Origin of the sequence: Corallococcus praedator (assembly GCF_003612125.1) — a bacterium.
Lineage (GTDB): Bacteria > Myxococcota > Myxococcia > Myxococcales > Myxococcaceae > Corallococcus > Corallococcus praedator.
The window spans coordinates 1-391 of the sequence record NZ_RAWI01001401.1; the positions used below are offsets into that span (position 1 = coordinate 1).

At 76.0% G+C, this 391-nt stretch carries 1 protein-coding gene; it reads right to left on the bottom strand.

Translation table 11 applies throughout. The features are described from left to right. The coding region (locus D7Y13_RS44640; RefSeq protein ID WP_279637229.1) for a molybdopterin dinucleotide binding domain-containing protein at nucleotides 1-391 on the bottom strand (391 nt) is incomplete at both ends.

Consider the following 391-nt stretch of genomic DNA (forward strand, 5'->3'; position numbering starts at 1 on the left):
GTCTTGGACATCGCGTCGCGCAGCCCCACGGGGACCAGGGGGTTGGTCTCGGGGTAGTAGGCGGCCGCGCAGCCCTCGGGCAGGTCGTAGGCGACCACCCGCAGCCCCTCGACCGCGCGGCGGTGGCCGTCGTCGTGGGCGCAGGCCAGCGTCACCCGCTCGCCCTCGCGCAGCCCGGCGCGCGCGATCTCGGTGGGGCTCAGCAGCACGACCATGCGGTCGCCCTTGAGGCCGCGCAGCCGGTCCTGGAAGCCGTAGACGGTGGTGTTGAACTGGTCGTTCGAGCGCAGCGTCACCAGCGTCAGCTCGCCCGCCGCCAGGGGGCGCCCCAGCCCCGAGAGGCCCGGCGGCACCGTGAAGCCGGCGCGCCCCGACGCGGTCGCCCAGACCC